The 24,055-nt window shown below is 59.7% G+C and carries 22 protein-coding genes; 15 read left to right on the top strand and 7 right to left on the bottom strand.

Annotated features, from left to right (window positions below):
- Positions 1 to 56 precede the first annotated feature (56 nt).
- Entirely contained in the window at positions 57 to 947 is an 891-nt protein-coding gene (locus tag J0G10_RS22020; RefSeq protein WP_007908334.1) for an AraC family transcriptional regulator, read from the top strand.
- 183 nt (positions 948 to 1,130) lie between these two features.
- Here the strand turns inward: J0G10_RS22020 and J0G10_RS22015 are convergent, their stop codons facing one another.
- Positions 1,131 to 2,795, bottom strand: coding sequence for an electron transfer flavoprotein-ubiquinone oxidoreductase (locus J0G10_RS22015; RefSeq protein WP_064120345.1), 1,665 nt, complete (start codon positions 2,793 to 2,795; stop codon positions 1,131 to 1,133).
- Between the two features lie 548 nt (positions 2,796 to 3,343).
- Between J0G10_RS22015 and J0G10_RS22010 the strand changes: the two genes are divergently transcribed.
- From J0G10_RS22010 to J0G10_RS21965, 10 genes are all read left to right on the top strand, one after another.
- Positions 3,344 to 4,093, top strand: coding sequence for an electron transfer flavoprotein subunit beta/FixA family protein (locus J0G10_RS22010; RefSeq protein WP_095048588.1), 750 nt, complete (start codon positions 3,344 to 3,346; stop codon positions 4,091 to 4,093).
- Positions 4,094 to 5,023: an electron transfer flavoprotein subunit alpha/FixB family protein gene (locus J0G10_RS22005; RefSeq protein WP_220556696.1), complete on the top strand. Its 930-nt coding sequence runs from the start codon at positions 4,094 to 4,096 to the stop codon at positions 5,021 to 5,023.
- Positions 5,024 to 5,102: 79 nt separating this feature from the next.
- Positions 5,103 to 5,924 (top strand): substrate-binding periplasmic protein, encoded by an 822-nt coding sequence (locus J0G10_RS22000; protein WP_095048587.1) that lies wholly within the window; start codon positions 5,103 to 5,105, stop codon positions 5,922 to 5,924.
- Positions 5,925 to 5,933: 9 nt separating this feature from the next.
- Complete coding sequence (locus J0G10_RS21995) at positions 5,934 to 6,290, top strand: DUF4398 domain-containing protein (RefSeq protein ID WP_093435356.1); 357 nt, start codon at positions 5,934 to 5,936, stop codon at positions 6,288 to 6,290.
- Complete coding sequence (locus tag J0G10_RS21990; protein ID WP_034155321.1) at positions 6,287 to 7,099, top strand: OmpA family protein; 813 nt, start codon at positions 6,287 to 6,289, stop codon at positions 7,097 to 7,099. Before J0G10_RS21995 ends, J0G10_RS21990 begins: the two co-directional genes overlap by 4 nt.
- Positions 7,100 to 7,300: 201 nt before the next feature.
- Positions 7,301 to 8,740 carry an aminotransferase-like domain-containing protein gene (locus tag J0G10_RS21985; RefSeq protein WP_016985994.1) on the top strand — a complete coding sequence of 480 codons (1,440 nt, stop codon included), beginning with the start codon at positions 7,301 to 7,303 and terminating at the stop codon, positions 8,738 to 8,740.
- A 79-nt stretch (positions 8,741 to 8,819) separates the two neighbouring features.
- A complete protein-coding gene (locus J0G10_RS21980; RefSeq protein WP_220556695.1) occupies positions 8,820 to 9,290 on the top strand; it encodes a translation initiation factor 2 in 471 nt (156 codons plus the stop codon).
- 166 nt (positions 9,291 to 9,456) lie between these two features.
- Positions 9,457 to 9,711 carry a YkgJ family cysteine cluster protein gene (locus tag J0G10_RS21975; protein WP_007908349.1) on the top strand — a complete coding sequence of 85 codons (255 nt, stop codon included), beginning with the start codon at positions 9,457 to 9,459 and terminating at the stop codon, positions 9,709 to 9,711.
- 41 nt (positions 9,712 to 9,752) lie between these two features.
- Positions 9,753 to 10,358, top strand: a complete 606-nt coding sequence (locus tag J0G10_RS21970) for an START domain-containing protein (protein WP_095048585.1) — start codon at positions 9,753 to 9,755, stop codon at positions 10,356 to 10,358.
- A gap of 300 nt (positions 10,359 to 10,658) precedes the next feature.
- Complete coding sequence (locus J0G10_RS21965) at positions 10,659 to 12,752, top strand: LTA synthase family protein (protein WP_095048584.1); 2,094 nt, start codon at positions 10,659 to 10,661, stop codon at positions 12,750 to 12,752.
- Positions 12,753 to 12,826: 74 nt separating this feature from the next.
- On the opposite strand, the gene J0G10_RS21960 is transcribed toward J0G10_RS21965, so the two are convergent.
- The gene (locus J0G10_RS21960; RefSeq protein WP_169432680.1) at positions 12,827 to 12,985 is read right to left on the bottom strand and encodes a DUF3309 family protein; all 159 of its coding nucleotides are present in this window, start codon (positions 12,983 to 12,985) and stop codon (positions 12,827 to 12,829) included.
- A 323-nt stretch (positions 12,986 to 13,308) separates the two neighbouring features.
- Here J0G10_RS21960 and J0G10_RS21955 point away from each other — a divergent pair, with 323 nt between their 5' ends.
- From J0G10_RS21955 to csrA, 3 genes are all read left to right on the top strand, one after another.
- A complete protein-coding gene (locus tag J0G10_RS21955) occupies positions 13,309 to 14,124 on the top strand; it encodes an SDR family oxidoreductase (RefSeq protein ID WP_095048583.1) in 816 nt (271 codons plus the stop codon).
- A gap of 63 nt (positions 14,125 to 14,187) precedes the next feature.
- Positions 14,188 to 14,520, top strand: coding sequence for a YnfA family protein (locus J0G10_RS21950; RefSeq protein ID WP_008088571.1), 333 nt, complete (start codon positions 14,188 to 14,190; stop codon positions 14,518 to 14,520).
- A gap of 135 nt (positions 14,521 to 14,655) precedes the next feature.
- Positions 14,656 to 14,841: a carbon storage regulator CsrA gene (gene csrA / locus J0G10_RS21945; RefSeq protein ID WP_016985988.1), complete on the top strand. Its 186-nt coding sequence runs from the start codon at positions 14,656 to 14,658 to the stop codon at positions 14,839 to 14,841.
- Between the two features lie 5 nt (positions 14,842 to 14,846).
- Here csrA and J0G10_RS21940 read toward each other — a convergent pair whose 3' ends face one another.
- From J0G10_RS21940 to mnmC, 5 genes are all read right to left on the bottom strand, one after another.
- Positions 14,847 to 15,074 carry a YheU family protein gene (locus J0G10_RS21940; protein ID WP_003199186.1) on the bottom strand — a complete coding sequence of 76 codons (228 nt, stop codon included), beginning with the start codon at positions 15,072 to 15,074 and terminating at the stop codon, positions 14,847 to 14,849.
- 198 nt (positions 15,075 to 15,272) lie between these two features.
- Positions 15,273 to 16,463 carry an osmoprotectant NAGGN system M42 family peptidase gene (locus J0G10_RS21935; RefSeq protein WP_077574040.1) on the bottom strand — a complete coding sequence of 397 codons (1,191 nt, stop codon included), beginning with the start codon at positions 16,461 to 16,463 and terminating at the stop codon, positions 15,273 to 15,275.
- Between the two features lie 156 nt (positions 16,464 to 16,619).
- Complete coding sequence (ngg, locus tag J0G10_RS21930; protein WP_220556694.1) at positions 16,620 to 18,365, bottom strand: N-acetylglutaminylglutamine synthetase; 1,746 nt, start codon at positions 18,363 to 18,365, stop codon at positions 16,620 to 16,622.
- A gap of 3 nt (positions 18,366 to 18,368) precedes the next feature.
- Complete coding sequence (locus tag J0G10_RS21925) at positions 18,369 to 20,141, bottom strand: N-acetylglutaminylglutamine amidotransferase (protein WP_220556693.1); 1,773 nt, start codon at positions 20,139 to 20,141, stop codon at positions 18,369 to 18,371.
- A 162-nt stretch (positions 20,142 to 20,303) separates the two neighbouring features.
- Positions 20,304 to 22,283 carry a bifunctional tRNA (5-methylaminomethyl-2-thiouridine)(34)-methyltransferase MnmD/FAD-dependent 5-carboxymethylaminomethyl-2-thiouridine(34) oxidoreductase MnmC gene (mnmC, locus tag J0G10_RS21920; RefSeq protein WP_220556692.1) on the bottom strand — a complete coding sequence of 660 codons (1,980 nt, stop codon included), beginning with the start codon at positions 22,281 to 22,283 and terminating at the stop codon, positions 20,304 to 20,306.
- 172 nt (positions 22,284 to 22,455) lie between these two features.
- Between mnmC and pap the strand changes: the two genes are divergently transcribed.
- Positions 22,456 to 23,970, top strand: a complete 1,515-nt coding sequence (gene pap / locus J0G10_RS21915; RefSeq protein ID WP_220556691.1) for a polyphosphate:AMP phosphotransferase — start codon at positions 22,456 to 22,458, stop codon at positions 23,968 to 23,970.
- Positions 23,971 to 24,055: the final 85 nt, after the last annotated feature.

The following is a 24,055-nucleotide window of genomic DNA, read 5'->3' as shown; positions in this document are numbered from 1 at the left end:
ATCTGCGATGATGCTTTCATCCCTTATTTTCGTGATTTTTTGTGAAGAGCAATTCGATGCAGTTGACCCGTCATCTTGATGCCAATGCGCGGCTGGTTTCGCTGATCGAGCCGCTGGCGCTGCGCGATGGTTATTCCCCGACCGGGTTGCCCGGTGTGCAAGTGTTGCGCGCCAGTTGCGACGTTGCCCGTGGCCCGCACATTTACGAACCGAGCCTGATGATCATCGCCCAGGGCAGCAAACTGGCGTTTCTCGGGCCGCGCACCATGGAGTACGGCGCCGGGCACTATCTGATTCAGGCGCTGCCGGTGCCGTTCGAATGCGAGACGTTTGCCTTGCCGGATGCGCCGTTGCTCGGTGTTTCGGTGGCGATTGATCGGGTGTTGCTCGGTGAGCTGGTGCTGGCCATGGGGCTGGCGCCGGGCCGGCATATCCCGGCGCAGACCCCGGAGTCGATGACCTCAGTGGTACTCGACGATGCCATGCGCGGTTGCGTCGAGCGCTTGCTGAGTTGCCTGCACGATCCGCTGGAATGCCAGATTCTTGGGCCGGCTCGGGTGCGTGAATTGTTGTTCACCGCGTTGCGCGGGCCGCAGGCGGATGTGTTGCGGGCATTGGTCGAGCAGCAAGGGCAATTCGCGCGGGTGGCGGCGTCGATCAGTCATCTGCATGCGCATTACACCGAGCCGTTGAACGTTGAAACGCTGGCCGGTTGCGCGAACATGAGCGTGTCGACCTTTCATGAGCATTTCAAACGCAGCACGTTGTTGTCGCCGGTGCAGTATCTGAAGCGCCTGAGGTTACTGAAGGCGCAGACGTTGTTGGTCGCCGAAGGCCTGGGTGTGGCGCAGGTGGCGCATCGGGTGGGGTATCAGAGTACGTCGCAGTTCAGCCGTGAATATAAGCGCTATTTCGAGCGCAGCCCGGGTGACGAGCGCGCTGCCTGATGATTTTCACAATCCCTGTGGGAGCTGGCTTGCCAGCGATAGCGGTGGTTCAGTTTGCCATGATGTCGTTTGACACGGCCCCATCGCTGGCAAGCCAGCTCCCACAGGGAGTCAAGTGATGCAGTAAATTTTGGGCAACAAAAAGGCCCCCGATTCGGGAGCCTTGATGTTCAGCGGTTCGACTTACATGTTCGGGTAAGTCGGGCCGCCAGCGCCTTCCGGCGTGACCCAGGTGATGTTCTGCGAAGGGTCCTTGATGTCACAGGTCTTGCAGTGCACGCAGTTCTGCGCGTTGATCTGGAAGCGCTTCTCGCCGTCTTCCTTGGTGATCACTTCGTACACACCGGCCGGGCAGTAGCGCTGCGCCGGTTCGTCGTACAGCGGCAAGTTCTTACTGATCGGGATGCTCGGGTCGGTCAGCTTCAGGTGGCAAGGTTGTTCTTCTTCGTGGTTGGTACCGGAGATGAACACCGAGCTGAGCTTGTCGAAGCTGAGTTTGCCGTCCGGCTTCGGATAGTCGATCTTCTTGCAGTCCGCCGCGAGCTTGAGGCAAGCGTAATCCGGCTTGGTGTCGTGCAGGGTGAACGGCAGTTTGCCACCGAAGATGTTCTGATCCAGCCAGTTGAAACCGCCGCCAACGATGGCGCCGAACTTGTGGATCGCCGGGCCGAAGTTGCGGCTGGCGAACAGTTCGTCGTAGAGCCAGCTCTTCTTGAACGCGTCGACGTAAGTGGTCAGCTCTTCAGTGCCGTCCTTTTCTGCGAACAGCGCGTCAGCCACGGATTCTGCGGCGAGCATGCCGGACTTCATCGCAGTATGGCTGCCCTTGATCTTGGCGAAGTTCAGGGTGCCGAGGTCGCAACCGATCAGCGCGCCGCCCTTGAAGACCATTTTCGGCAGCGAGTTCAGGCCACCTTTGCAAATCGCGCGAGCGCCGTAACTGATGCGCTTGCCGCCTTCCAGATACTGGGCCAGCACCGGGTGATGCTTGAGGCGCTGGAACTCGTCGAACGGCGACAGGTAAGTGTTGCTGTAGGACAGGTCAACGATCAGACCAACCACCACCTGGTTGTTTTCCAGGTGATAGAGGAACGAGCCGCCGGTGTTTTCGGTGCCCATGATGTCCAGCGGCCAACCAGCGGTGTGCACCACAAGGCCTGGCTGATGTTTGGCCGGGTCGATTTCCCAGATTTCTTTCAGGCCGATGCCGTAGTGCTGGGCGTCGGCATCGCTGTCGAGGTTGTAGCGCTTGATCAGTTGCTTGCCGATGTGGCCACGGCAGCCTTCGGCGAACAGCGTGTACTTGCCACGCAGTTCCATGCCCGGGGTGTACAAGCCTTCTTTCGGGTTGCCTTCGCGGTCGACGCCCAGATCACCAGTGATGATCCCGCGCACTACGCCTTGTTCGTCGATCAGTGCTTCCTGAGCGGCGAAACCCGGGTAGATTTCCACGCCGAGGTTCTCGGCCTGCTGGGCGAGCCAGCGGCACAGGTTGCCGAGGGAGATAATGTAGTTGCCTTCGTTGTGCATGGTCTTGGGCACAAAGAAGTCAGGAATTTTCTGCGCGCTGTCGGCGTTTTTCAGTACGAAAATATCGTCGCGGGTCACTGGCGTGTTCAGCGGGGCGCCGAGTTCTTTCCAGTCCGGGAACAGTTCATTCAGAGCGCGTGGTTCGAACACGGCACCGGACAGGATGTGTGCGCCGACTTCGGAGCCTTTTTCGACCACGCAGACGCTGATTTCCTTACCGGCTTCGGCGGCCTTCTGCTTCAGACGGCAGGCGGCGGACAGGCCAGCGGGGCCGGCACCGACGATGACCACGTCGAATTCCATGTATTCGCGTTCCACAGGCTATCTCCTACTCAAGGCTCAACAGTTTTTTTTCTAATTTGGAGGTTTGATGTCGCATCCGCTATTCCTTTACGTTAACGTCAAGGGGAATATTGGAGTCCGACCTTTCTCTCTAGGCGGCGCATTATATCTACACCACTCCGAGCGTCCAATACAAACGTTTGTTTGAATTGGCTCCAGCCCAGAGAAATCAAAGAAGCGCGGCTTATGAATGGTCATTTTGCTGTATTGACCGGAATAGGCGTTCCGGTCAAGATACGGGCGGTTTTGCGCTCGTCGTAGGCAGACTGGCGGTTTCAAGAGCACGTCTAAAGACAGGGCACAGGCAGTACAAGGTGATGCGCAGCGCAGGTCCGGCGCGCAGTTTACACAGCGTGAAGATCAATGACCCGTCGGTCACCCCTGACGAACGGTCGCAGGTCCTCCACCGTGCAGCCACCTGACACCCGAGTCGGCGTTTTTAGAGGTGCCCTTTAGCCTGATGAGCATCAACCGCCAGGTTCGCCTAGGCGACTTTCTTTTCACCGGAGAGTAACGAGGAATCCATGAAGGTTCTTGTAGCTGTCAAACGCGTTGTGGATTACAACGTCAAGGTTCGCGTCAAGGCGGACAATTCCGGCGTCGATCTCGCCAACGTCAAGATGTCGATGAACCCGTTCTGCGAAATCGCAGTGGAAGAAGCCGTACGCCTGAAAGAGAAAGGTGTTGCGACTGAAATCGTCGTCGTCTCCATCGGCCCGACCACCGCTCAGGAGCAACTGCGTACCGCACTGGCTCTGGGTGCCGACCGTGCCATCCTCGTCGAATCCACTGAAGATCTGACCTCGCTCGCCGTGGCCAAGCTGCTCAAGGCTGTGGTCGACAAGGAACAGCCGCAGCTGGTGATCCTCGGCAAGCAGGCCATCGACAGCGACAACAACCAGACCGGCCAGATGCTCGCTGCATTGAGCGGCTACGGTCAGGGCACGTTCGCCTCGAAAGTCGAAGTCTCCGGCGACAGCGTTGCCGTGACTCGTGAAATCGACGGCGGCGCGCAGACGGTTTCCCTGAAACTGCCGGCCATCGTCACCACCGACCTGCGTTTGAACGAGCCGCGCTACGCGTCCCTGCCAAACATCATGAAAGCCAAGAAGAAGCCTCTCGAAGTGCTGACTCCGGACGCTTTGGGCGTTTCCACCGCCTCCACCAACAAGACCCTGAAAGTCGAAGCGCCGGCTGCACGCAGCGCGGGCATCAAGGTTAAGTCGGTAGCTGAATTGGTCGAGAAACTGAAAAACGAAGCGAAGGTAATCTAAATGACTATCTTGGTTATTGCTGAACACGACAACAAAGTGCTGGCCCCGGCCACACTGAACACCGTGGCTGCTGCGGTCAAAATCGGCGGCGACGTCCACGTTCTGGTTGCAGGTCAAGGCGCTGGCGCCGTGGCTGAAGCCGCTGCGAAAATCGCTGGCGTGAGCAAAGTCCTCAACGCTGACAATGCCGCTTACGCGCATCAGCTGCCGGAAAACGTTGCGCCATTGGTTGTAGAGCTGGGCGCTGGCTACAGCCACATCCTGGCTGCCGCGACCTCCAACGGTAAAAACATCCTGCCGCGCGTTGCCGCGCAGCTGGACGTTGACCAGATCTCCGAGATCATCTCGGTCGAAAGCGCTGACACGTTCAAGCGTCCGATCTACGCCGGTAACGCTATCGCTACCGTGCAGTCGACCGCTGCGATCAAAGTGATCACTGTACGTGCTACCGGTTTCGACCCGGTTGCCGCTGAAGGTGGTTCGGCTGCCGTTGAAGCAGTTGCTGCTGCGCACAACGCGGGCACTTCCAGCTTCGTCAACGAAGAACTGGCCAAGTCCGATCGTCCTGAGCTGACCGCTGCCAAGATCGTCGTTTCCGGCGGCCGCGGCATGCAGAACGGCGACAACTTCAAACACCTGTACGCTCTGGCCGACAAGCTGGGCGCTGCTGTCGGTGCTTCGCGCGCCGCGGTCGACGCAGGTTTCGTACCGAACGACATGCAGGTCGGTCAGACCGGCAAGATTGTTGCGCCACAGCTGTACATTGCCGTCGGTATCTCCGGCGCGATCCAGCACTTGGCCGGTATGAAAGACTCCAAAGTGATCGTTGCGATCAACAAGGACGAAGAAGCGCCGATCTTCCAGGTGGCCGATTACGGTCTCGTGGCTGATCTGTTCGAAGCCGTCCCTGAGCTGGAGAAGCTGGTCTAATCCAGCGGCTTCACTTATAAAGAGCCCGACCTTTTGGTCGGGCTTTTTTTGTCTCGGATTTGAGTGGGAGTGTGTTGCCATGGATCTGCGCTGCGGATGGTTGTTGGGGTTGGCCCTGTTGCCGGGGTTGGCGATGGCCGCTGGCAAATGCGAGCGCCTCGTCGTCACCGGTAGCCCGGATGCGCCGCCGTACCTGTGGCAGGACCCGCAGAATCCCAAGCAGTTGATCGGTGCCAGCGCTGATCTGCTGCAACAAGTCGCCAAAGACCTCGGCATCAAAGTCGAATTGCTCTACGCCGGCAAACGTTCGCAAGCCCTCGATGAAGTGCGCAGCGGGCGCATGGACATGCTCGCCGACGCGCCGCTGACCCTCAATGAGCTGGAAAACCTCGACTACATCCATCCGCCGTTGCTGGAAAACGACTATCTGGTGTGGACCCGCAAAGGCTCGACGCTGGTCTACAGCGAGGCCAAAGACCTGCACGGTCACGTCGGTGCGTTGTCGGAAAAGTCTCGTATGACCCAGGCATTTGGCACTTTCGCCGAGCAGAATCTGACCCTGACCCGGACAGCCAACCTCACTCAGGCGCTACAGAAACTGCTCTTGGGCGAAGTGGAATATGTACTCGCCGGCCGATACTCGGGCATGGCCGCCGCGCAGGCATTGGGTATGGCCAATGACCTGTTGGTGTTCGAGCAACCGGTCGACCGGCCGGGGCTGTTCCTCGCGGTTTCGCATAACTCGGCATGCAACGATCCGTGGTTGCGCGGACAGTTGGCCAAAAAGATGACAGAATTGCCCGCGTCCGGACTGACGGAAGCCGCGCTGCAACGCAATATCGAGCGCTGGAAGGCGCAGCAGCAACAGCCGCCACAACCTGTCAGTGCCCCAAAACAGTAGGGATTCTTAGTGAGTATTCGACCTCTTTTCGCGGCTGTGGCCGTTCTGGCCCTGGCCGGTTGCGCGACCGATCCGGCACCCAATGAACAAATGCGCCTGACCGAGCAAGCCATCACCCAGGCCAAGGCTGTTGGCGCCACCGCCGATGAAGTGCCGGAAATGAAACTGGCCGAAACCAAGTACAACCGCGCCAAAGGCAACATGGCTGACCAGTCCTACCGGAATGCGCGCATGCGCTCCGAACAGGCCGAGCTGGATGCACGTCTGGCCGAAGCCAAAGTGCTGACGCAAAAAAGTCAAGAACAGGTGAATGTGCTTAACACCCGCATCGTCCGTCTGCGCAAGCAACTGGGAGATGCCCAATGAGCCTCAAGTCGAAAGTTGTAGGCGGCCTGATCCTCGCCGGTTGCGTCAGCCTGTACGGCTGCGCCGGTCAGCACAGCGAATCCGCTCTGCAGGAAGCCAGCGCCGACTTTCAGAAGGTCAAGGAAGACTCCAACGTGCTGCGCATCGCGCCGAAAGACGTGATCCGCGCCGGTGAGTCCCTGGCTCGTGCCGATCGCCTGTCGACCTATTGGGGCAGCGGTTCCGATGTTGTGCACTACGCCTACCTGAGCCAGCGCTACAGCGAAATCGCCCGCGAGCATACCAATCAGGTGCTCAATGAGGAGCGCGCAGCCAAACTTGAGCTGGAGCGTCAGCGCCTGCAACTGGCCTTGCGTGAATCGAAGTTGCTCAGCGTGCAGCAACAGGGCAAATGGCTGGAAGAACAGATCGTAGCACTGGCCACCACGCAGACCGACCGTGGTCTGGTGATGACCCTCGGCGATGTGCTGTTCGACACCGGTGAAGCGGAGCTGAAAAACTCGGCCAACCGTGTTGTGCTGAAAATCGTCCAGTTCCTGCAACTGAACCCCAAACGTGTAGTGCGCATCGAGGGCTACACCGACAGCACCGGCGGCAAACAGGAGAACCTCAAGCTGTCCCGTGACCGCGCGCAATCGGTGGCGGACGTGCTGATGGACCTGGGCATCGACGACAAACGCATTCAGGTCGAAGGCTACGGCGACGAATACCCGGTGGACGCCAACGCTTCCGAGCGTGGGCGGGCACAGAATCGTCGGGTTGAAATTGTCTTCTCCGATGAAAAAGGCCAGCTCGGCGCCGCCCGTTAAGGGTTGCGTCTCTGGAAAGCCCGGGCTGTCATGCAGTGCCGGGCTTTTTTACGTCTGTCGATTGGCTCGCAATCCGTACAGTAGGGGGCAGACACCGCACTGTATGGTCGAGTAATGTGGCAACTGTCCCAGTACACTTCTAAACTGTTCCGGTATTGTTTCACACAAGAATAAAATGCCCGTGAAATCGAGTGCTGCGTCATGACCAATCTCTTGCTCTACCAACGTATTGCTCAGCAACTGGCCGAAGACATCCGCCGTGGGGTCTATCAACCGGGGGAGCGCGTGCCTTCGGTACGCAAGATGAGTTCGCAGCTCAACGTCAGCCATGCGACGGTGTTGCAGGCCTACGCCAATCTCGAAGATCAGGGGCTGATTCGCGCACGTCCGCAGTCCGGATATTACGTACACCAAACGCCTGCGCTGACTGCACCGACACCGGACATTGCGCGGGTTGAACGTCCCGGTCTGGTCACTCGCAGCAGCATCATTCAACAGGTGCTGGTCGAATCACGCCGTGAAGGTGTGTTCCCGCTCGGCGCTGCCGTGCCAAGTGTCGATTACTTGCCGGTGCGCGCCTTGCATCAGCAACTGGCCAAGGTCACGCGTTTTCATAGCCCACGCGCCTTCAGCTACATGTTCAGCCCCGGTTTCGAACCGCTGCGCCGGCAAGTGGCGATCCGCATGCGTGATGCCGGTGTAGTGGTCGATCCGTCGGAAGTCGTGATCACCCACGGTTGCGTCGATGCTCTGCAGATGTCGTTGCGTGTGCTGACCCGTCCGGGCGATCTGATCGCTGCCGAGTCGCCGACCTATTACGGTTTGCTGCAACTGGCCGATCTGCTCGGCCTGAAAGTCATCGAAATCCCCAGCGATCCTGCCACCGGCATGAGCCTCGAAGCCTTGCAACTGGCGGCCAACCAGTGGTCGATCAAAGCGCTGGTGCTGACCACGCGCCTGAGCAATCCACTGGGCGGCACCATGCCCGAAGAGCGGCAGAAACAGTTGCTGCGTCTGGCCTCGGACTTCGACATCCAGATTGTCGAAGACGACATCTATGGCGAGTTGATGTTCGAGCAGGGCAAAACCAAAGCGCTCAAGGCTTATGACCGACTGGATCGGGTGATCTACTGTTCGAGCTTCTCCAAAACCTTGTCACCCGGTGTGCGCATCGGCTGGATGATCGCTGGCAAGTACCAGCAGGAAATCCAGCGACTGCAGACCTTCAGCACCCATTCGGCGTGCAGCGTGACGCAGATGGCGATTGCCGCTTATCTGGAAAACGGCGGTTATGACCGGCATTTACGGTACATCCGCCAGGAATACCGAAAAAACCTCAGCGCGTTCCAGTTGGCGGTGCAGCAGTACTTCCCCGAAGGCACGCAAATGACCCGGCCTACGGGCGGTTTCATCCTCTGGGTGAGCTTGCCGGGTAGGGTGAATACTCAGGAATTGCATGTGCGCGCCCTGCAGCAGGGCATCAGCATTGCGCCGGGACTGATCTTCAGTAATACCGAGCAGTTCAACCACTGTATTCGCCTGAACTGCGGGATTCCGTGGAACCGCGAGGCGGAGCGGGCGTTGATGACCCTTGGGTTGCTGGCGACGCAACTGTGTCAGGAAACCGCTGGCGGATTCTGAACGAGCGGTGGGTGATGCTTGTCTTGTGGCGCCCAACAAGCGAGCATATGGCCATCTGCCGTTTGCCACTGTTGGGTTCATGAAAGCGATTGCTCCTGCCGCTTGGGTTTTGCTGGGTTTGCTGATGATCGGTCATGCGCCTGGCGTCGTGGCCGCTGCGGCTCAGGAAAAACTGGCGGCGACGAGCCCGGCAAAAAAATACACGCCAGCGCAAAAGGCAACTCCCGCGAAGAAACCTCAGCAAAAAGTCATCAAGAAGCGCAAGCCAGTCGCCTCGAAATCGAAACCCGCCAGTGAAGTGGTAAAAACCAAGTTGCCGTCGGCCAAACTCGATTTGAGCCTGCCCAAGGACATGGTCGAGGAATTGAAGCCCAAGGGCACAGTTGAATTGCCCAAGCGCGAGCCGATCCTGCCGCAGATGTTTGGCGAGAAAAACAACGGATTCCAGCTCAACGGCCGCTTGCTCAGCAACGAAATGCAGTTGCAACTGCGCAATGAAGAGCGCCGTGAAGTCGAAGGTGCGGCGCTGGACTTTGAATTCAAGCAGTAAACTCAGCTCATCTGTGACCCGCAGACCAGACGCTTTGTCGGAGACTGGTCAGTCACATTCAGTTATCGGTGAAAACCCCGGTTCCGGGAATTTGAAACAGCCGTTTTAGCGGTTACTCTGTTCCGCGTCCCTTTTACACATCGCCCGTCGCGAGGAATTGTTCGTCATGAAATGCCGTGAAGGCTGTGGCGCTTGCTGCATTGCCCCTTCCATCAGTTCGCCAATTCCCGGCATGCCTGATGGCAAACCTGCCGGCGAACGTTGCGTGCAACTCTCGGTCGAAAACCTGTGCAGCATTTTCGGCCGCCCCGAGCGCCCGGCAGTCTGTTCCGGCTTCGCGGCGGATGTCGAAGTCTGTGGCAGCAGCTCGGAAGAAGCGATCAGGCTGATTGGCTGGTGGGAGCAGATGACGGCGGCGTGATGTGTCAAACGAACGGAACTTCAACAATAAGGAATAAGACTATGGGTTCGCTGCATCGTATCGCTGTGTTGTGTGGTTTGACCGCTGTGCTGGCCACCTCCGTCGCTCAGGCTGAAGACTGGAAAGTCGCCAAGAACGAGGACGGTATCAAGGTGTCCCTGAGTGAAGTGCCAGGTTCGGACTACAAGTCCTACCAGGGTGTTGCGCTGATGAAAACCACCGTCGCCAAATTGCGCGCACTGCAGGAAGACGTCGCTGGCGCCTGCGCCTGGATTCACGAGTGCAAGACCCAGAAACTGCTCAAGCACGAGGGCGATCAGAGCTGGACCTACACCCAGTTCAACACCCCTTGGCCAGTCACCCCGCGTGACTCGGTGATCGAAGTCACCACCGTCGAAGGCGCCGACGGCAGCTTGACCCGCAACCTCAAAGGTCTGCCGACGTACGTTCCTGAAGAAAAAGGCTTTGTCCGCGTGCAGCAGGTCAAAGGCTTCTGGAAGTTCGTACCGAAGGGCGACCAGGTTGAAGTCACTTATCAAGTGCACACCGAACCAGGTGGCAGCGTGCCGGCAATGGTTGCCAACAAATTTGTCGTCGATGCTCCGTTCAACACCCTCAAAGCTTTGAAAGAGCGCGCCGAGAAGTAATCGGCCCGCGTTCAACGAAACGCCCCGAACAAGTCGGGGCGTTTTGTTTTGTATCTATATTGTGTTTCCAGATATGCGTTGCACGAAATTTTCACAAAGTGTTCCTGACAATTCGCCCGCGCTGTTTGTCCGCTGCTGTAAATGAAAGTGTCTAGCGGCGGGGCAGTAATCAATGGCAATGGTGCGGGTGATCGTGCAACATTTGCGCACCGCGCAAGCCCCGGGGTCTGGAATGACCAATAGAGGGCATGGCGCCGCTGTATTTTTGCAACTTCAACTTCCAATGGGTCCTAAAACGACATGGCAAACCCGGACGCCCTGAATCAGCAGCGATCTTCTGCTCGCCTGCTGCAACCGACCGTCAAATCGCATCTGGCCTACACGCTGCTTTGCGCGCTGGTCATGATGGTGATGTTTTCCGTGCTGCGCCTCGCGCTGCTGGTCTACAACCGCGAGATGATCCTCGATACCCCGGCTTCGACCTTCCTCGAAGCTTTCGCCAACGGCCTGCGTTTTGACCTGCGCCTGGTGGTTTACCTGTGCATTCCGCTGGTGCTGGCGCTGTTCAGTGCCCGCGCCATGGCCGCACGCGGCTTCTTCCGCTTGTGGCTGACCATCGCCTCAAGCATCGCGCTGTTCCTCGGCCTGATGGAGATGGACTTCTACCGCGAGTTCCACCAGCGCCTCAACGGCCTGGTGTTCCAGTACGTGAAGGAAGACCCGAAAACCGTGATGAGCATGCTCTGGTACGGTTTTCCGGTAGTGCGCTATCTGCTGGCGTGGGCCATCGGCACTGTCATCCTGACCCTTGCGTTCAAAGGCGCCGATCGTGCCACGCGTCCACGCGGACCGTTCAGCGGCGGCAGCGTGGGTACTCGTCAAGTTGCGCCGTGGTACACCCGTCTGGCGGTGTTCATGGTCTGCCTGCTGATCTGCGTGGCTGCCGCCCGTGGCACCTTGCGTCAGGGCCCGCCGATGCGCTGGGGTGATGTCTACACCACCGATTCCAACTTCGCCAACCAGCTCGGCCTCAACGCCACGCTGTCGCTGATCGAGGCCGCCAAATCTCGCATGGGCGAAGATCGCGACAACATCTGGAAAGCGACGTTGCCGCAAGAGCAGGCGCAGAAAGTCGTGCGCGACATGCTGCTGATGCCAGACGAAAAACTGGTCGATGCCGATATTGCCGCTGTGCGCCGTGATTACACGCCGCCGGCCGACAAGACCCTGCCGATCAAGAACGTCGTCGTGATCCTGATGGAAAGCATGGCCGGTCACTCGGTCGGTGCACTGGGCGCGCCAGGCAACATCACGCCATACCTGGACAAACTGTCGAAGGAAGGTCTGCTGTTCGATCGCTTCTTCTCCAACGGTACGCACACCCATCAGGGCATGTTCGCGACCATGGCCTGCTTCCCCAACCTGCCAGGTTTCGAATACCTGATGCAGACCCCGGAAGGCAGCCACAAACTGTCCGGCTTGCCGCAGGTGCTCAGCGCCCGCAACTACGACGACGTATACGTCTACAACGGCGACTTCGCCTGGGACAACCAGTCGGGCTTTTTCAGCAACCAGGGCATGACCAACTTCGTTGGCCGTAACGACTTCGTCAACCCGGTGTTCTCCGATCCGACCTGGGGCGTGTCCGACCAGGACATGTTCGACCGTGGTCTGCAGGAGTTGAAGGCGCGGGAAAACGGCAAGCCGTTCTACGCGCTGCTGCAAACCCTGTCTAACCACACGCCATACGCCTTGCCGACGCCATTGCCGGTCGAGCGCGTGACCGATCGCGGCAGCCTCAACGAACACTTGACCGCCATGCGCTACTCCGACTGGGCGCTGGGTCAGTTCTTCGAGAAGGCGCGCAAAGAGCCGTACTTCAAGGAAACCCTGTTCGTCATCGTCGGCGACCACGGCTTCGGCAACGAGCGCCAGATCACCGAAATGGACCTGGGCCGCTTCAACGTACCGATGCTGATGATCGCACCTGGCATTCAGGAGAAGTTCGGTACGCGTGACCACACAGTGGGTACGCAGATCGATATCGTGCCAACCATCATGGGCCGTCTCGGCGGCGAAGTGCGTCACCAGTGCTGGGGCCGCGACTTGCTCAACCTGCCGGAAGGCGACACCGGTTTCGGTGTGATCAAGCCGTCGGGCAGCGAGCAGACCACTGCTATCGTCACCGCTGACCAGATTCTGGTGTTGCCGAGAGACAAGGATATGGGGCCGAAGATGTGGCAGTACCAACTGGGGGCCAATCCGCACGCCGAAGTGGTACCGAATGCGCCGCGCACCGCCGAGTTGAAACTCAAACTCGAAGCGTTCCTGCAAACGGCAACCAAGAGCCTGATGGATAACACCGCCGGTGTCATCCACGGCAAGCCGGACTGATCGATCTATAACAGAAAGATCCGCGCAATAAAAAAGAGGCCCTTAACAGGGCCTCTTTTTTTACGCGTGAATCGTTATATCCGACCGAGTAACAGCAGCACCAACAGCACCACCAACACCACGCCGATAATGCCCGATGGACCGTAGCCCCAACTTCTGGAGTGCGGGAAGACCGGCAGACCACCGATCAGCAACAGGATCAGGATAATGATTAGAATTGTGCCCATGTCGATTTCCTTGTTGATAGTGTTCGAGAAGTCTTGGTATTCAAGGGCGACTGGAGACTAAGTAATTCCAGACGGCTTACAAATTCCGACCGGTGCGCGTGAAAGAAAATTCAATGTTTTTTTAATGTATTTGGATTGCTCGTTTATTTCCTTTGAAGCACAAGATCAAAAGATCGCAGCCTTCGGCAGCTCCTACATTGAACGCGTGTAGGAGCTGCCGAAGGCTGCGATCTTTTGATCTTGCATTCAGCAACTTGATGGAGCGTGGGCGCGCGCCGATCCTTCGCTACACTCGGCGCATCTTTCCCAGAACAACAAGGCTGTGTGCTATGCAAAATCGCATGATGATCACTGGTGCGGGCTCGGGCCTGGGTCGCGAAATCGCGCTGCGCTGGGCACGTGAAGGCTGGCAACTGGCCTTGTCCGACGTCAGCGAACCCGGTCTTCAGGAAACCCTGAAAATGGTCCGCGAGGCCGGTGGCGACGGTTTTACCCAGCGCTGTGATGTACGTGATTACAGCCAGCTCACCGCGTTCGCTCAGGCCTGTGAAGAAAAGCTCGGCGGCATCGACATCATCGTCAACAACGCCGGCGTGGCCTCGGGTGGCTTTTTCAGCGAACTGTCCCTGGAAGACTGGGATTGGCAGATCGCGATCAACCTGATGGGCGTGGTCAAGGGCTGCAAGGCGTTCTTGCCGCTGCTTGAACAAAGCAAAGGCAAAATCATCAACATCGCCTCCATGGCGGCACTGATGCAAGGCCCGGCGATGAGCAACTACAACGTGGCCAAGGCCGGCGTGGTAGCACTGTCGGAAAGTCTGCTGATCGAACTGGCGCAGCAGGAAGTCGGCGTGCACGTGGTCTGCCCCTCGTTCTTCCAGACTAACTTGCTCGATTCGTTCCGTGGGCCGACCCCGGCGATGAAAGCGCAGGTCGGCAAGTTGCTGGAAAGTTCGCCAATTACGGCGGCGGATATCGCTGACTACATCTATCAGCAAGTCGCCGCTGGCGAGTTCATGATCCTGCCCCACGAACAAGGGCGCATGGCCTGGGCGCTGAAGCAGAAGAACCCGCAACTGCTCTACAACGAAATGACCTCAATGGCGGAGAAAATGCGCGCCAAAGCCAAACAGAGCAACGGCTGAGCTTGCCCGTCGGAGACAGCGTCGCTAGGGTGGCCGCAATGGTCACCCTGTCGAGACACGTCAATGCTCAATTACCTGTGGTTCTTTCTTGCGGCGCTGTTTGAAATCGCCGGTTGTTTCGCCTTCTTCATGTGGCTGCGTCAGGGCAAAAGTGCCTTGTGGGTGATTCCTGCGCTGCTCAGCCTGACCCTGTTCGCACTGTTGCTGACCCGTGTTGAAGCCAACTATGCCGGTCGTGCCTACGCCGCTTATGGCGGCATCTACATCGTCGCTTCGATTGGCTGGCTGATGGTGGTCGAGCGCGTGCGTCCCTTGGGTTCGGACTGGATCGGCGTGGCGCTGTGCGTGATCGGCGCCAGCGTGATTCTGTTCGGGCCACGCTTTTCTGCTGCCTGAAGACCTTTTGTGGGAAGTGTCTGACAGCTCGCGGCGATCATGGGTGTAAGGCAAAACTGATTTGCGCGCCGTGCATTGAAGAGGCGCGGCAAGCCGCGCATCTTCAGGGTTCGCTAACCCTGAAGGACGAATCTCATGCTTGTACTCAGCCGTGTCGTTGGTGAGTTGATTTCAATCGGTGATGACATCACCTTGCGCGTTCTGTCAGTGAACGGTGCCAGCGTGCGATTTGGCGTCGAGGCGCCACAAAAGGTCAACGTGCACCGCGCGGAGGTCTATGAGCGGATTCAGCGCAAGCAAGCCACGCAGAAAGTTCGCTGAGGATTTCAGTCGAACAGGTGCTTGGGCACGTCGTGCTTGAGCATCAACTGGCACTGCTCGCTTTCCGGGTCGAAGACGATCAGCGCCTGGCCTTTAGTCAATGCCTGACGCACGCGCAGCACGCGGGTTTCCAGCGGCGTGTCATCACCGTTGTCGGTGCCGTCGCGGGTGACGAAATCCTCGATGAGGCGGGTGAGGGTGTCGACTTCAAGTTGGTCGTGGGGAATAAGCATGGGCACCTCGGCTGAATCAATGGCGGGATGCTACGGCGATTGCGGTTTGCCTGCCAGTTTTGTGTTGCCTGTACCGACCTCATCGCTGGCAAGCCAGCTCCCACAGTAATTGGGGCAACACAAATTTGTGTACACCTCCGATACCTGTGGGAGCTGGCTTGCCAGCGATGGGGCCAGTCCTGTCATCACAAAGCCGGATCAACTATCGGAACGCTGCCCCACCAGACTGTCCACCGACGGCACTCGCGTATCGCTCTCCATCTGCGTGTCATGTTCAATCTGATGACTGAAGCGATCAAGCGAGGCATTGGCCGGCGCCGCATCACTGGCAAACACCGGCGGGCTCAGAATATAAGCGCCCAGCAAACGACTCAACGCCGCCAGACTGTCGATGTGCGTGCGCTCATACCCATGGGTCGCATCGCAGCCAAACGCGAGCAGGGCGGTGCGGATGTCGTGGCCGGCGGTCACCGCCGAGTGCGCATCGCTGAAGTAATAGCGGAACAGGTCGCGGCGCACCGGCAGTTCGTTTTCACCGGCCAGACGCAGCAAATGTCGCGACAGGTGATAATCGTACGGGCCGCCAGAATCCTGCATCGCCACACTCACCGCATGCTCGCTGGAGTGCTGTCCGGGAGCGACCGGCGCGATGTCGATGCCGACGAATTCGCTAACGTCCCAAGGCAGCGCCGCCGCCGCGCCGCTGCCGGTTTCCTCGGTGATGGTGAACAGCGGGTGGCAGTCGATCATCAGCTCCTGGCCGCTGTCGACGATGGCTTTGAGTGCCGCGAGCAGCGCGGCAACGCCGGCCTTGTCATCGAGGTGACGGGCGCTGATGTGACCGCTTTCGGTGAACTCCGGCAGCGGATCGAATGCCACCACGTCGCCGATGCTGATGCCCAGCGAGTCGCAGTCAGCCTTGGTCGCACAGTAGGCATCCAGACGCAGTTCAACGTGATCCCAACTGATCGGCATTTCATCGACGGCAGTGTTGAAGGCATGCCCGGACGCCATCAACGGCAAGACACTGCCGCGAATCACGCCGTTGTCGGTAAACAGGCTGACGCGGCTGCCCTCGGCAAAGCGGCTCGACCAGCAGCCGACCGGGGCGAGGGTCAGGCGGCCGTTGTCCTTGATCGCACGAACGGCGGCGCCGATGGTGTCCAGGTGCGCGGAAACGGCGCGGTCGGGGCTGTTCTTCTTGCCTTTGAGCGTGGCGCGAATGGTGCCGCGTCGAGTCATTTCAAAGGGGATGCCGAGCTCTTCCAAACGCTCGGCGACGTAACGCACGATGGTGTCGGTGAACCCGGTGGGGCTGGGAATGGCGAGCATTTCCAGCAAGACTTTTTGCAGGTAGTTGAGATCCGGTTCGGGGATTTGCGTGGTCATGGAAACTCCTGATGGGTTGAGCACTGATCGTTCCCACGCTCTGCGTGGGAATGCAGCCGGGGACGCTCTGCGTCCCAAGAGTGGACGCAGAGCGTCCGGTGAGGCGTTCCCACGCAGACGGTTCGACGCCTCGACGTGGGAACGATCAGGAAAGGGTTAAATAGCCGGCTGACTGTGCGGAAACAACAAATCGACAAAGCGTTCCGCCGTCGGCTGCGGCTCATGGTTGGCCAGACCGGCGCGTTCGTTGGCCTCGATAAACACGTACTCCGGTTGATCCGCCGCTGGCACCATCAAGTCGAGCCCGACCATCGGAATATCCAGCGCCCGCGCCGCGCGCACGGCGGCATCAATCAACGTCGGATGCAGAATCGCGGTGACATCCTCCAGCGTGCCACCGGTGTGCAGATTTGCCGTACGGCGGACAAACAGATGCTCGCCCGCCGGCAGAATGCTGCTGTAGTCATAGCCCGCCGCATGCAGGGTGCGCTGGGTTTCGTGATCCAGCGGGATCTTGCTTTCGCCACTGGTCGCCGCTTGCCGACGACGGCTCTGCGCCTCGATCAACGCGCCCACCGAATGCTGGCCATCGCCGACTACTTCCGCCGGCTTGCGAATCGCCGCGGCCACCACTTCAAAGCCAATCACCAGAATCCGCAGATCAAGCCCTTCGTGGAAGCTTTCGAGCAGCACGCGGCTGTCAAATTGCTTCGCCGTTTCGATGGCTTGCTGCACCTCTTCGATGCTCTGCAAATCCACCGCTACGCCTTGGCCCTGTTCACCGTCGAGCGGTTTGACCACCACCCGTTGATGCTCATCGAGGAAGGCCAGATTGTCGTCGGCATTACCGGCCAGTTGCTGCGAGGGCAGGTTCAGTCCGGCGCCTTTGAGCACTTTGTGGGTCAGGCTTTTGTCTTGGCACAGGCTCATGCTGATCGCGCTGGTCAGGTCGCTCAGCGATTCGCGGCAACGCACGCGACGCCCGCCGTGGCTGAGAGTGAACAGCCCGGCATCGGCGTCATCCACTTGCACGTCGATGCCGCGTCGATGAGCTTCTTCAACGATGATCCGCGCATACGGATTGAACTGCGCTTCTGGCCCCGGGCCGAGGAAAAGCGGCTGGTTGATGCCGTTTTTGCGCTTGATGGCGAAGGTCGACAGATTGCGAAAGCCGAGCTTGGCGTAGAGGTTTTTCGCCTGCCGGTTGTCATGCAGAACTGACAGATCCAGATAGCTCAAGCCGCGACTCATGAAGTGCTCGATCAGGTGCCGCACCAGCACTTCACCAACACCCGGCCGCGAGCATTGCGGATCAACCGCCAGGCACCACAGGCTGCTGCCGTTTTCCGGGTCGTTGAAAGCCTTTTGATGGTTCAGGCCCATGACGCTGCCGATCACCGCGCCGCTGTCTTCATCCTCGGCCAGCCAGTACACCGGGCCGCCCTGATGATGCGGCGTCAGCCGCGTGGCGTCGATCGGCAACATGCCGCGCGCCTGGTACAACAGATTGATCGCCTGCCAGTCCGCCTCACTTTGCGCGCGGCGAATACGAAAGCCGCGAAACACACGGGTGGCCTGGCGGTAATCGCTGAACCACAGGCGCAGGGTGTCCGACGGGTCGAGAAACAGTTGCGTCGGTTCCAGGCCGAGGATCTGCTGCGGCGCCGCGACGTACAGCGCGATATCACGCTCGCCGGGCTGCTCTTTGAGCAGCTCCTGCGCCAGCGATGCCGGGTCGGGAAACGTGTGGCCGATCAGCAACCGGCCCCAGCCGCAATGTACGGCAATCGGGTCGGCGGCCAGCGTGCTGCCGTCTTCGGCCAGACGCGCCTGCAAGCGTTCATAGGACGGCGTCTGACCGCGTAGCAGCCGTTGGTTGATGGCCGTGGCGTGGGGTTTCATCAATCAGATTCCTTGTTCACTGAGCCACAGGTTCAGGGCAGCCAGTTGCCACAACTTCGAACCGCGCAACGGCGTCAGTTGGCCTTGCGGATCGGTTAGCAATTTGTCGAGCATGGCCGGGTTGAACAGACCGCGATCCTGACTCGGATCGAGCAGCAGTTCGCGCACCCAGTTCAGCGTGTCGCCCTGCAAATGCTTGAGGCCCGGCACCGGGAAGTAGCCTTTTTTACGGTCGATCACCTCACTCGGGATGACTCGGCGCGCGGCTTCTTTGAGCACTTGTTTGCCGCCGTCAGGCAGCTTGAATTGGCCAGGCACTCGGGCCGAGAGTTCTACCAGTCGATAGTCGAGAAACGGCGTACGCGCCTCCAGACCCCAGGCCATGGTCATGTTGTCGACGCGTTTGACCGGGTCATCGACCAGCATCACCGTGCTGTCCAGACGCAAGGCTTTGTCCACCGCCGCATCGGCGCCGGGCTGGGCGAAATGTTCTCTCACAAAGTCGCCTGCGGCATCGTTCGCGGTCAGCCATTTCGGCTGCACGGTGGCGGCGTAGTCATCGTAGCTGCGGTCGAAAAACGCATTGCGATACGCCGCGTACGGATCCGCCGCACCGTCGACTTGCGGATACCAGTGATAACCGGCGAACAACTCGTCAGCACCCTGGCCGCTCTGCACCACTTTGCAGTGCTTGGCCACTTCGCGCGACAGTAGATAGAAGGCGATGCAGTCATGGCTGACCATCGGCTCGCTCATCGCGCGGAACGCGGCGGGCAATTGCTCGATGATCTCTTTCTCGTCGATGCGCAGTTGATGATGCTGAGTGCCGTAGTGTTTGGCGATCAGATCCGAGTATTGGAATTCGTCACCGCGTTCGCCGCCGGCATCCTGGAAACCGATGGAAAAGGTCGAAAGGTTGTCGACGCCGACTTCACGCAACAGGCCGACGAGCATGCTCGAATCGACGCCGCCGGACAGCAGTACACCGACATCTACTGCCGCGCGTTGACGAATCGCCACCGCTTCGCGGGTGCTGTCGAGGACGCGATCAACCCAATCTTCGAGGGTCAGATTTTTCTCATCATCGTGTGGGCCGTAAGGCAGCGTCCACCAGGTTTTCTGTTCGGTGGTGCCATCGGCTTCAACGCGCATCCAGGTCGCCGGTGGCAGTTTTTCGATGCCGGCCAGCAGGGTGCGTGGCGCGGGGACCACGGCATGGAAATTCAGGTAATGATTGAGCGCCACCGGATCGAGGATCGGGTTGATGTCGCCGCCCTTGAGCAGCGCCGGCAAGGCCGAAGCAAAGCGCAAACGCTGACCGGTGCGCGACAGGTACAACGGCTTCACGCCGAGACGGTCGCGAGCGATGAACAGGCGTTTGGCGTCGCGTTCCCAAATGGCAAACGCGAACATGCCATTGAGCTTCGGCAGCAGCGCTTCGCCCCAGGCGTGGTAGCCCTTGAGCAGCACTTCGGTGTCGCCACCGGAGTAGAAGGCGTAACCCAGCGCTTCAAGTTCGGCACGCAGTTCCGGGAAGTTGTAGATCGCGCCGTTGAAGGCCAGGGACAAGCCCAACTGGCTGTCGATCATCGGCTGCGCCGAGCCGTCCGACAGGTCCATGATTTTCAGGCGACGGTGACCCAGGGCAATCGGCCCTTGGGCATGGAAACCCCACGCGTCGGGGCCGCGAGGGGCCAGGTGATGGGTGATTCTCTCGATCGCTGCAAGGTCTGCAGGTTGTTGATCAAAACGTAACTCGCCAGCTAATCCGCACATAAAGTCCTTACCGGTTTTTCCGTTGGGGAGGGTGTTTCTTCAGCGGCCAAAATGGCCGGTACTCAGAAACTGACCCGGTGCGGTTGTGGGAGTTTTAGAACGATAAGTTATAAGCGGCGCCGTCAGACCAGTGGGCCACCGTCATGGCCCGTGGTCTTCAGTTCATTTGCCGCGAATCAACCGACGTAATGCAAAGCGGTTGGGGTGACAGGCTTCGGCGACACTGCGTGGCAGCGGTAGCGGTTCGTTGTCCAGCCACGCAGCGAGCAGTTCGCCGGACAATGGCGCGGTGATCAGTCCGCGTGAGCCGTGGCCGCTGTTGACGTATAAACCGTCCAGCCAAGGGCAGGCGATGTCCGGCACTTGGCGGGCGTCTTTGCTCAGCACCGAGTAGGTGTCGAGGAACGCTTCGCGGTCGGCGAGGGGGCCGACAATCGGCAAATAGTCAGGGCTGGTGCAGCGGAAGGCTGCGCGGCCCTGAAGATTTTCGACGGGCTGTTCGCTGATGTGCAGACGCGTAACCAGATCGCTTGAGATCTCTTCGAGCATCGCCAGATTGCCCACGTGTTCGGCGGTGGTCGGCGTCAGGTCATCGCTGTTGAAGTCGAAACTGGCGCCGAGGGTATGTTCGCCCAGACGGGCAGGCGCGACGTAGCCTTCGGCGCAGACCACAGTGGCCAGTGCCTGGCTTTCTGCAGTTTCGGCGAGACGGGTGATCTGCCCGCGAATGCGCTTGAGCGGTAACTCGGCGCTCTGCGCAAAACATTTGATGTCGGCGGCACCGGCCAACACCACGACCGGCGCGCTGGCGAGCAAGCGGTCACCGTCGAGGGCTTGCCACTGGTCATCGACCCTGCGCAGTTGCAGTGCTTGGCAATGGTTGAGCAGTTCGATGTTCGCCTGCGCCGCTTGCGCCTGACACAGCGCCGGCGGATGCACCCAACCGCCTTCGGGATAGTACAAGCCGCCATGGGCCAGACCGACTCCGGCACGGGCCTGCGCCTCGGGCTGATCCAGCCACTGCAACAGGTCTTCCGGGAAGGCTTCGGCCAACTGGGCGTGACGCTCGGCTTCCTTGGTATTGAACGCCAGTTGCAGCACGCCGCAAGCGTCCCAGTCGGTGCCGCGTTGCAGGGTTTCCAGCAGGCGTCGGGTGTAACCGAAACCGCTGACGATCAGTTGCGACAGTGCCGTGCCGTGGGCAGACAATTTCAGGTACAGCACGCCCTGCGGATTGCCCGAGGCTTCTTGCGCCAGCGCCGCATGGCGTTCGAGCAACGTCACCTGCCAGCCACGTGCGGCCAGGCTGGACGCGGTGGCGCAGCCGGCGAGACCGGCGCCAATCACCAGCGCTCGACGTTCAGCCGCGATCGGTGCAGGACGAGCGAACCAGGGTTTTTCCGGTGTCGGCGGCGTCACTTCCGCCGGCCAGCCGAGAAACTCGCCACGGAGGATTTCCCACTTGTGACCGATGCCCGGCGTGCGCTTCATTTTGAACCCGGCGGCGTTGAGCAAACGGCGGACCCAACCGGTACTGGTGAAGGTGCTGATGGTTGAGCCGGGCGCTGCCAGTCGCGCCAGCTCGACAAACAGTTCGGCAGTCCACATGTCGGGGTTTTTTGCCGGGGCGAAACCGTCGAGAAACCACGCATCAATCTGCGCGTCGAGCTGCGGCAGTTGTTCCAGGGCATCGCCGATCAACAGCGTCAGCGTCACGCGGCCGTGGGCCAGGGTGATGCGCTGAAAGCCGGCATGGATCGCCACGTAATGCCGTAGCAACTGATCGGCCAGCGGCTTGAGTTCCGGCCACAGGGCCAAGGCACGTTTCAGGTCGGCGGGGCTCAGCGGGTATTTTTCGACGCTGACGAAATGCAGGCGCGCACCCGCCATGGCGTGTTGCTCGAACAACTGCCAGGCGCAGAGAAAATTCAGCCCGGTGCCAAAACCGGTTTCACCGATGACCAGTCGCCCACCCGCCGGCAGCGCGGCAAAACGCTCGGCCAGGCGGTTCTGTTCGAGGAACACGTAACGAGTTTCTTCCAGCCCCGACTGATCGGAAAAGTAGACGTCATCGAACACCCGCGAACGCGGGCGTCCGTGGTCATCCCAATCGAGTTGGGCGTGGGGCAATACAGGTTTCATGGCAGGCTCGGCAACGACAAGGCGGCCATTCTAGCCGATCGCGCAGGGGCTGCTTGATCCATGGCAAGGCTTGCGCCCGTTGACTCACGGACAATCCGCCAGCCGCGGGAATTTCTGCGCCGCTGCTGTGCCCAATCCGCTAGTCTTGCTGAATCCTGGAAGGAGCCGTCCCATGTTTGAATCCGCTGAAATCGGTCACGCCATCGACAAAGACACCTTTGATGCGGCCGTCCCGGCATTGCGTGAAGCCTTGCTCGAAGCTCAGTTCGAACTGCAGCAGCAGAAGCGTTTTCCGGTGATCATCTTGATCAACGGCATTGAAGGCGCGGGCAAGGGCGAGACGGTCAAGTTGCTCAACGAGTGGATGGACCCGCGCCTGATCGAAGTGCGCACCTTCGATCAGCAGACCGATGAGGAGTTGTCACGGCCTCCGGCGTGGCGCTACTGGCGAATGCTCCCGGCCAAGGGGCGCATGGGCATTTTTTTCGGCAACTGGTACAGCCAGATGCTGCAGGGGCGGGTGCAGGGCCTGTTCAAGGATCCGCGTCTGGATCAGGCGATCGCCGGCGCCGAGCGTCTGGAAAAGATGCTCTGCGATGAAGGCGCACTGATTTTCAAATTCTGGTTTCACCTGTCCAAAAAACAGATGAAGGCCCGGCTCAAGGCGCTGGCTGATGACCCGCTGCACAGCTGGCGCATCAGCCCGCTGGACTGGCAGCAATCGGAAACCTACGACAAGTTCGTCAAATACGGCGAGCGCGTGCTGCGCCGTACCAGTCGCGATTACGCGCCGTGGCATGTGATCGAAGGCGCCGACGCCAACTATCGCAGCCTGGCGGTCGGCAAGATTCTCCTCGAAGGTTTGCAAAATGCGCTGAAGCGTCCGGACGTGCATCCGCACGATGTCAGCGCCGCGCCGTTGGGCACGCCGGTCGATCAGTTGAACCTGCTCGACAGCCTCGACCTGACCCAGCGTCTGGAGAAGAAAGACTACGAAGAACAACTGATCACCGAGCAGGCGCGCTTGTCTGGGCTGATGCGCGACAAACGCATGCGCCGCCACGCCCTGGTGGCGGTGTTCGAAGGCAACGATGCCGCCGGCAAGGGCGGGGCGATCCGTCGGGTCGCGGCGGCGCTCGATCCACGGCAATACAACATCGTGCCGATCGCCGCACCGACTGAGGAGGAGCGCGCTCAGCCGTACTTGTGGCGCTTTTGGCGGCACATTCCGGCGCGCGGCAAGTTCACCGTGTTCGACCGCTCTTGGTACGGCCGGGTGCTGGTAGAGCGGATTGAGGGCTTCTGCACGCCGGCCGACTGGTTGCGTGCCTACGGCGAAATCAACGATTTTGAAGAGCAGCTGTCCGACGCCGGAGTGATCGTCGTCAAGTTCTGGCTGGCGATTGATAAAGACACGCAGATGGAGCGATTTCAGGCGCGCGAAGCGATCCCCTTCAAACGCTTCAAGATCACCGAAGACGACTGGCGCAACCGCGACAAGTGGGACGCCTATCGCGCTGCCGTCGGCGATATGGTCGACCGCACCAGCTCGGAAATCTCGCCATGGACGCTGATCGAGGCCAATGACAAGCGCTGGGCTCGGGTGAAGGTGTTGCGCACGATCAACCGTGCACTGGAAGAGGCCTTCGAGAAATCCGACAAGCACGCGAAGAAACACAAGGACTGAGCCGATAGACGCGCATACGCGGGGTGAATGATTGTCGCGGTGGTTGATGCGGTGGACTTATGCTCGGTCCACTCTCAACCGACTA

It is taken from the genome of Pseudomonas germanica, assembly GCF_019614655.1.
GTDB lineage: Bacteria > Pseudomonadota > Gammaproteobacteria > Pseudomonadales > Pseudomonadaceae > Aquipseudomonas > Aquipseudomonas neuropathica.
Note: the sequence above shows the minus strand (reverse complement) of the source record. Positions and strands in the feature narration are given on the sequence as shown.